The 8132-nt window shown below is 42.3% G+C and carries 9 protein-coding genes; 3 read left to right on the top strand and 6 right to left on the bottom strand.

Annotation, left to right across the window (positions count from 1 at the left end):
• The 3 genes from L4C33_RS17345 to L4C33_RS17335 all read right to left on the bottom strand — a co-directional run.
• Nucleotides 1–388 (bottom strand): DUF6691 family protein (locus tag L4C33_RS17345; protein WP_428813663.1); only part of this gene is annotated, 388 nt, incomplete at its 3' end.
• Nucleotides 388–810, bottom strand: a complete 423-nt coding sequence (locus L4C33_RS17340) for a YeeE/YedE family protein (protein WP_428813662.1) — start codon at nucleotides 808–810, stop codon at nucleotides 388–390. The genes L4C33_RS17345 and L4C33_RS17340, both read right to left, overlap by 1 nt.
• An 8-nt stretch (nucleotides 811–818) precedes the next feature.
• Nucleotides 819–1136, bottom strand: a complete 318-nt coding sequence (locus tag L4C33_RS17335; RefSeq protein WP_428813661.1) for an ArsR/SmtB family transcription factor — start codon at nucleotides 1134–1136, stop codon at nucleotides 819–821.
• Between the two features lie 169 nt (nucleotides 1137–1305).
• Here L4C33_RS17335 and L4C33_RS17330 point away from each other — a divergent pair, with 169 nt between their 5' ends.
• Nucleotides 1306–2958, top strand: coding sequence for an FAD-dependent oxidoreductase (locus L4C33_RS17330; RefSeq protein WP_428813660.1), 1653 nt, complete (start codon nucleotides 1306–1308; stop codon nucleotides 2956–2958).
• An 86-nt stretch (nucleotides 2959–3044) separates the two neighbouring features.
• On the opposite strand, the gene L4C33_RS17325 is transcribed toward L4C33_RS17330, so the two are convergent.
• Nucleotides 3045–4277, bottom strand: a complete 1233-nt coding sequence (locus L4C33_RS17325; RefSeq protein WP_428813659.1) for a glycosyltransferase — start codon at nucleotides 4275–4277, stop codon at nucleotides 3045–3047.
• A 151-nt stretch (nucleotides 4278–4428) separates the two neighbouring features.
• The gene (locus L4C33_RS17320; protein ID WP_428813658.1) at nucleotides 4429–5520 is read right to left on the bottom strand and encodes a ketoacyl-ACP synthase III; all 1092 of its coding nucleotides are present in this window, start codon (nucleotides 5518–5520) and stop codon (nucleotides 4429–4431) included.
• Nucleotides 5521–5644: 124 nt separating this feature from the next.
• Between L4C33_RS17320 and trxC the strand changes: the two genes are divergently transcribed.
• Both trxC and L4C33_RS17310 read left to right on the top strand, forming a co-directional pair.
• Nucleotides 5645–6079 (top strand): thioredoxin TrxC, encoded by a 435-nt coding sequence (gene trxC / locus L4C33_RS17315; protein WP_428813657.1) that lies wholly within the window; start codon nucleotides 5645–5647, stop codon nucleotides 6077–6079.
• A 191-nt stretch (nucleotides 6080–6270) separates the two neighbouring features.
• On the top strand, nucleotides 6271–7422 hold the full coding sequence (locus L4C33_RS17310) for an MFS transporter (RefSeq protein ID WP_428813656.1): 1152 nt from the start codon (nucleotides 6271–6273) through the stop codon (nucleotides 7420–7422).
• A 134-nt stretch (nucleotides 7423–7556) separates the two neighbouring features.
• Here L4C33_RS17310 and L4C33_RS17305 read toward each other — a convergent pair.
• Nucleotides 7557–8132 (bottom strand): PAS domain-containing protein (locus L4C33_RS17305; RefSeq protein ID WP_428813655.1); only part of this gene is annotated, 576 nt, incomplete at its 5' end.

Genomic DNA, 8132 nt, shown 5'->3' with positions numbered 1-8132 from the left:
TGCTTAACGTAAATACAATAATCGGTAACGAGCCAGAGCCAAGGCTTGATAAGGCCGGGCCCGGACAAATTCCAACTAGCCCCCAACCGATACCAAATAAAGCAGCGCCACCGACTAAGCGGCTATCAATTGCTGATGATTTCGGCTTAGAGTAAAGCTCGCCATTCACAGCTTGCTTCCTAGCCTGTATCACAAAATAGTTGAACGGAATGAAGATGAGCAGTGCTCCTCCCATCACAAACGTCAAACTTGGATCCCATGCACCAGTCACATCTAAGAAGCCAAGCACCTTTCCAGGATCAGCCATACCCGATATGATCATTCCAGCACCAAATAATATCCCACTAAGTAAACTGATTACATTGCGAATTAACGTGCTTTTGTTCATTAGATAACTCCCAAATGTCGCTTCAAATACACGACAACTATGGCGACAAACATAAAGGTAACCGTTGCGACAATTGAACGTTTTGAAAATCGTCCCATTCCAACGATTCCATGCCCACTAGTACAACCATTACCTAAACGCGTTCCAAAGCCAACTAATAACCCAGCAATCGCAACTAATATGATATTACTGCTTTCAACAACAGGTAGCTCAAACCCCATTGGTTCGACAATGATGTAAGCTAGGGTCATCCCAATGATAAATAGGACACGCCAAGCAATATCATATTTAACTGGTGACAATAACCCACCAACAATGCCGCTAATACCCGCGATTTTTCCAGCAAACAAAAGCAGCAAACTGGCCGATATACCAAGCAGCATCCCACCAAATAATGAATTCCAAGGGATCAAGTGATCCATAACCACCTCTATTTCGTTTGTGCGCAAAAAATTGAATGTAAACAACCAATCAACTTTTCCGCGTTCTTGTCAGAAAGTGAATAGAACACTTGTTGTGAGGCTTTCCGCGCATGAATAATTTCGTGTTTACGTAAAACGGTTAAATGCTGAGAAAATGCCGATTGCGTCAGAGAAGAATGTTTGAACAGCTCACCAACACCCACTTCACCATTTGTTAATTGACACAGCACCATCAAACGCTCCTGATGAGCCATAATCTTCAATAGATTTGCAGCTTCTCCTACCGCCTCTTGCATTGTGTTCGGGTCTATTTCTTGAACTGACATTATTAATACCTTTTGCAAATTCTAATTTAGAGTTTACTAATTAATATTAATTAGTCAATACTAATTTAGCTTATGTGAAATTAGACAAATTAACATTAGACATTACTAAATAAAGTAAATAACATGGATTCATTGCATAAAGCACTACTGGTTAAGATCTGGAGTAAAAATGACAAAAATACTAATTGTAGGTGGCGTTGCTGGTGGCGCATCTGCCGCTGCTCGTGCTCGTCGTCTTAGTGAAGACGCAGAAATTATCATGCTTGAACGTGGACCATTTGTATCTTTTGCAAACTGCGGGCTGCCTTATCATATCGGTGGTGATATCCAAGAACGCAGTAAACTACTTTTACAAACTCCAGAAAGCTTTCTAGCCCGCTTCAATGTAGATGTTCGTGTTATGAGCGAAGTCACCGCTATTAACCGTAAAGAAAAAAGTATTCTTATCACTAACCTCATTGACGGTAGTTCTTACTCTGAAGGCTACGACTACTTACTGCTAAGTCCCGGCGCTGCTCCAATTATTCCACCAATCAGTGGCATCGATAATCATCTTACTCATTCACTACGCAATATTCCTGATATGGATAAGATTCTTACAACTCTAAGCCGCAATAAACCGACACACGCTACGGTGGTTGGTGGAGGATTTATCGGCTTAGAAATGGTTGAAGCTTTCCACCAACTAGGGATTAAAACATCGCTTATCGAAATGGCTGATCAAGTTATGACCCCTGTTGACCGTGAAATGGCAGGGTTTGTACATGCTGAAATTCGTGAGAAAGGTATCGACCTTCAGTTAGGTGTCGCATTAGAAGCCGTACAATATAAAGATAGTGAGCAAGCTTTAACACTGACATTAAACAACGGTGATCAAATCGAAACCGGTATCTTGATTATGGCTGTAGGTGTTAAGCCCGAAACGTCACTCGCTCGCGATGCGGGTTTAGATATTGGCTCACTTGGTGGGATCTATACCAATTCAAGTATGCAAACCAGCGATCCTTACATCTATGCCGTTGGTGATGCCATTGAAGACAAAGATTTCGTTACTGGTGAACCGTCATTTGTTCCATTAGCCGGCCCAGCGAACCGTCAAGGGCGTTTGGCCGCTGACAACATGCTTGGTCGCCAAGAGACCTATCAAGGCACTCAAGGTACAGCAATTTGTAAGGTGTTTGACTTAGCAGTCGCGTCTACCGGTAAGAATGAAAAACAATTGAAAAACTCTGGCACCCCTTATGAAAAAGTCTACGTTCATACAGCTAGCCATGCGAGCTATTACCCGGGTGCAGAGGTCGTCTCTTTCAAGATGCTGTTTGACCCTATTACCGGCAAAATTTACGGTGCTCAGGCTGTCGGTAAAGACGGTGTCGATAAGCGCATCGATGTTATGGCTGTCGCACAACGAGCTGGCATGACAGTCGAACAACTGCAAGATCTTGAGCTAACGTACGCCCCACCATACGGTAGTGCAAAAGACGTCATAAACCAGGCTGCTTTTGTAGCGAATAACATTATTAAAGGCGACGCAGCGCCTATTCACTTTGATGAGATTGACCAATTAACAGAAAACCAGTTACTACTTGATGTACGTAATCCTGGTGAATTAACTAATGTAGGTCATTTGCAAGGTGCAATAAATATTCCTGTCGATCAACTTCGTAACCGCATGGATGAGCTACCTAAAGATAAAGAAATTATCATTTACTGCCAAGTTGGGTTACGCGGTAACGTAGCATATCGCCAACTCGTAAATAATGGTTATAAAGCGAAGAATCTGATTGGTGGGTATCGTACTTACAAGTTTGCGAAAGCCTAAGCTATTTAGAATACGAGCTAACAGCCTTTAATTTCTGTTAAGAACATATAAAAAGCACTCACCTAACCAGTGAGTGCTTTTTCACGTTATTGACGCTTATTTTTTTCAGCGATCCACTGTGACATATACTTAGTACTCGTCATTGTGTGATGTTTAAGCATTGAACCTGTAAAGTTGTTCAAGCGATGTGTCTCTATATTCGACTCAATCTCACTCAGTCGCTGAATAAGTGAATAGCCAATCAACTCAGCGTTATACCGAGTGTTAAGCAAAGAATGACATCCATCTTGAGCTGCTTGCCACTTTTCAGCGTTTGAATACAATTCAACCGCTGCGCTTACGAAACCATCTWGCTCATCATCAACAGCGCCAGGCCAATTTACACAACCCTCTTCCAGCATTCCCTCAGCACCAATAGAGCTGGTAATACTTGGCGTTTGTACCTTCATTGCGTCTAACAATTTACCTTTTATCCCTGCACCGAAACGTAGAGGGGCTAAGCAAATACGAGCTTGCTCAACCACTTCCTGTGCATCCTTCGCCCAGCCTTTAATATGAAAGCCTGTTTTAGGATTATGCAAAGCCGTCGCTTTCGGTGGCGGATAAGAACCATAAATATGCAATTCAGCATCAGGCAATTGTTTGCGAATTTTTGGCCAAATCTGTTGAAGTTGCAGTACCGCATCCCAGTTTGGTGCGTGACGGAAATTACCAATGGTCATGAAGTGATTACGCTCTTCAAACGACTTAGTTTGCTTAGGTAATTCTTCCAAGTTGACCATAAACGGTAAGTGATGAATAAGAGCCGGATCCACCTTGAACTCATCTACCAGCAACTTCATTTCATAACTAGAGATAATAAGCGAAATATCACAACGAAGAATTGCCGCGATTTCACGCTTAGCCAAATCACCAAACAAGTCCGATTTAGTCATTTCTCGATCGGCTTTCACTGCTTGATGACGAGCATTTCTTAAACACTGTAAATCCTCAGTATCTAAGACTTTAATGGCTTCAGGGCAACATTTCTCAACACGCCAGCCAAACTGTTCTTCCATCATAAAACGGTCAAACATCACCATGTCTGGCTTCAACTCAGTAATATACTCATCAAAGCTATCGCAATTGAGCTGGATATTTTGACTAGTAATACCTTCATCAGCCAGGTTAATCATATGGTCACTTTCTTGGGCTGGAGTGGCAAATTCAACCGCCCAACCTTGTTTCTTGAACAAGCGTAGAATCGACATCATGTGGCTGCCCGCTGCTGACGAGTTAGGTTCTGGCCACACATAACCAATAGCTAATATTTTTTTCACTGAGTATTCCGTATTTCAAAAACAATATTAAAAACAAAGGGACTGAATCAGTCCCTTTTAAAACTAATCCTAAATTCATGGCTAGAAAGTAAGTGCCAAGAGTTAGGAATCTATAAATAATGGTTACTATTCAATTGCTCTCAAATAGAACTTATTGATTCTTTGGGCTGTTTTTACAATGCTCAATGGCGTTAGACAGAAGATCCAAAGCGGTCTTATCAGACTCTGGTAATTCCGCATCACTTTGACCTAGCGGAGTGACACGTTCACCCCACTTAATATGACCAGCGCCCCAGGTAAGTCCTGCACCAAATGCTGCCGTTAAGATGTTGGCATTAGGCTTAATAAAGCCCTGCTCTACAGCTTCACAGAGTGCAATGGGAACCGTTGCAGCAGATGTGTTTCCGTATTGCTGAATATTCACAAACGCTTTTTCTCGTTCTATTCCAGCCATATCGCACAAGGTTTGAATGATGCGAATATTCGCCTGGTGAGGAATAACAACATCAATATCGTCTGTAGAGAGCCCCGTTCTGTTTAAAACAGAGTGAGCAGCTGCGCCCATCCCCTTAACTGCACGCTTAAAGATTTCTTTTCCAACAAAATTGAAATCCCAATGTCCGTTATCTGCAGCGAAACGATCCATGGAAGTACCAAATTTAGGAATTGATAGGATGTCTCGCCCCTCAGCATCACACCCAATTTGAGCGTTCTGCAAGCCCACTTGCTTTTCTGTACGGCTTACGACAACAGCACCAGCGCCATCACCAAATAGCACGGCGGTATCACGCTTCGTCCAATCGATATAGAAAGACAAACGCTCAGCACCAACAACAATGGCATTTCGGTAGTTACCAGCTTGAATCATTCGAGTCGCAGTTTCTAGACCGTACACAAAACCTGTACATGCCGCATTTAAGTCGAATGCAGCTGCACCTTCAATTCCCAATTCTCGCTGAACTTTAGACGCGATATTCGGCAGAAGTGAATCAGCCGAGCAACTTGCAATAATGATTAGGTCGATGTCTTGTGCAGTTACACCAGCGCAAGCCATTGCACGTTTTGCCGCTACAGCTGCAAGGTCAGAAGTATTTACATGGCTAATGCGACGGTTTTCGATACCGGTACGACTTTTGATCCATTCATTGGAGGTTTCTATAAATGTACTTAGATCATCATTGGAAAGCGTTGCAGGTGGAAGGCATTTTCCCCAACCTGTAATGTCGGCATAAAAATTTGTCATCGTTAACCTATTTATTGTTTGTTTTTATTTGCGTATCTTAGGGCACAGTTTTAAACAGTATAAGCGCTCAGCAGCACTTTCGTAAATCACGTAAGGCATGCAGAGGCAATAAAAAGAGAAAGTTATGACTACATTTAATACTCGTTGTCCGTCATGTAATGGCGTAAACCGTGTGCCTTCAGAACGAATTTCAGAAAGCCCAACTTGTGGTAAGTGCAAAAACCCACTTTTAGATGGTGCGCCAGTAGAAGGCACGTCACTTAACTTCCAAGAGCTGATGAACAGCGACCAACCTGTTGTTGTAGACTTTTGGGCAACATGGTGCAATCCATGCGTTGGTTTTGCTCCTGTATTCAGTGATGTGGCCAAAGAACGTCAAGGCCAAATCAGATTCGTAAAAATCGATACTGAAGCTCAACAACAACTCGCAGCTCAATTCCAAATTCGTAGTATTCCAACGATTATGGTTTTCAAAAATGGCCAACGTGTCGACATGATTAATGGCGCATTGCCTAAGTCTCAATTTGACCAATGGTTGAACCAAGCAATAACAAAGTAATTAATATAGCGACCTAATTTAACGGTATTTACTATTAATGAAGCGCTATCTCGTGGCGGCAAAAAAGATCATTTAGTCCATTAAAATCTTTTGTCGTCACSACTCAAATTATTCAATTTACCCCCTATCATTTTTACCCCATAGTCGCGCCAATTACTTAATTCCACATTAGTTTTTTGGAGCTCACGACATTGGAAAACACTCTACCAAACACTCGTATAACAGTACCTGTTATCGCCCTTTCACTGTATGCTATTGCATCTGGATATCTAATGAGCTCTATCCCGCTCATGCTTCCTGCATACGGTTTAGAAAGCGAACTCGCGAGTTGGTTGGCGAGTGCGTTCTATACAGGTTTATTAGTCGGTACAATTGCCATTGAACGCTTTGTTGGACATTACGGGCACAAAAACGCATTTGTCATTTGTTTAAGCGTATTTATCGTTTCTATCCTGATTTTGCCAGTCGTGCCAATTCAAGAAGTTTGGCTGTTGGCGCGTTTAGTTGCAGGTATATCTGTTGCAGGAATTTTTGTTATCGTCGAGTCTTGGCTACTAGTCGGTGACGAGTCTCAACGTGCAAAGCGCTTAGGTGTCTACATGTGTGCACTATACGGTGGCACAGCATTTGGGCAGTTAGGGATAGGTTATTTGGGTATTGAAGGTGGCGTGCCTTTTATTGCAATGTTCACTTTGCTGTTTGGTGCACTTATTGTTTTGCTTTTTGGCAACGCTACATCACCAGAGTTAAGTCACTCTGAGTCAATGTCGTTCAAGCAAATCACTAAATTGAACCACAGCGCACTGATCGGCTGTATTGTTTCGGGCTTAACCTTAGGGGCGATTTACGGCCTAATGCCAATAGAACTGACTAACCGACAAGTTATGAATGAAGATGTCGGTGGCCTAATGGCACTGATTGTATTGGGCGGTATGTTAGTTCAGCCCGTCGTTACATGGTTATCTAAGTACATTGGACACACAATGTTAATGGCAATGTTTTGCTTACTTGGGACTGCGGCAATCGGTCTGATTAGCTTGTTCAACAATATCCAAGTTCTTGCATTAAGTTTATTTGTACTCGGGATGGCGACGTTCGCTTTGTACCCAATAGCGATTAATTTAGGCTGTATGAAAGTGGATATGCAGTTTCTGGTTTCGGTGACCCAAGTAATGTTGTTCTGCTATAGCATTGGCTCAGTCGCTGGTCCAATTATCGCAAGCACATTTATGGGTACCGATGCGGGATTACTGAACTACTTATTCGCTTCGTTGTTAGCGACAACAATCTACATGTTTATCGCAAGCCTAAAGCGTTCACACCTTCAAATCGCTGGTGAATAGTAGATTCCAAATGCGAATAGCGAATAGCGAATAGCGAATAGCGAATAGCGAATAGCGAATAGCGAATAAATCATACAAAAAAGGAGAGCATATTTGCTCTCCTTTTCATTATGGTTCATMACAAGATTAACAGCTTAGTGGAAGAACTCGCTAACCGTGATCTTATCCCTTAGGCGAATCACTATCACACTGGATGAACTGTTCTGTTCATCTTTAACTAAGTCGACCGGTTGTACAATTATATCGGCAAGATACACATATTCTTTGCAAATCAAATTGACTAAGCTGCCGCTACATTTAACCCTCTCGCCATCAACATTACTCTTATAAAGCCAAGTTGCGACATCTGGCCCTTCAGAACCAATATTGGATGTGAATAGCTCCAATGGCTGTCCAATCAGTAAGGTTTCACAAACACCGAACCATTGGCGAGCTGCCGGGTTGGCGTAGCAAATATGCCCCTCTTTATTGACCGTGATAATGATGTCGCCAATAGCTCCTACAAGTACCTGGCTGAACTGGTTCTGTTGAGCCATTTTCGAGTAGACATTACTAAACTTAGAATAGATTCGTTTTAACTCTAATGGAAAATCATCTTCTTCAATGTCACTGTTTGACCCTTTTGTAAATACAGCTCCATCACTAATCAATTTCGTTAACTTAGAGACAGGCGACAGCACTCGGTTTAAAAGGACTATCCATACCCATAC

This window comes from Vibrio makurazakiensis, assembly GCF_050337375.1.
Classification (GTDB): domain Bacteria; phylum Pseudomonadota; class Gammaproteobacteria; order Enterobacterales; family Vibrionaceae; genus Vibrio; species Vibrio makurazakiensis.
Note: the sequence above shows the minus strand (reverse complement) of the source record. Positions and strands in the feature narration are given on the sequence as shown.

Coding starts and splice junctions, on each gene's coding strand:
- L4C33_RS17340 (WP_428813662.1), bottom strand. CDS start 810: ATGGATCACTTGATCCCTTGGAATTCATTATTTGGTGGGATGCTGCTT.
- L4C33_RS17330 (WP_428813660.1), top strand. CDS start 1,306: ATGACAAAAATACTAATTGTAGGTGGCGTTGCTGGTGGCGCATCTGCC.
- trxC (WP_428813657.1), top strand. CDS start 5,645: ATGACTACATTTAATACTCGTTGTCCGTCATGTAATGGCGTAAACCGT.
- L4C33_RS17320 (WP_428813658.1), bottom strand. CDS start 5,520: ATGACAAATTTTTATGCCGACATTACAGGTTGGGGAAAATGCCTTCCA.
- L4C33_RS17335 (WP_428813661.1), bottom strand. CDS start 1,136: ATGTCAGTTCAAGAAATAGACCCGAACACAATGCAAGAGGCGGTAGGA.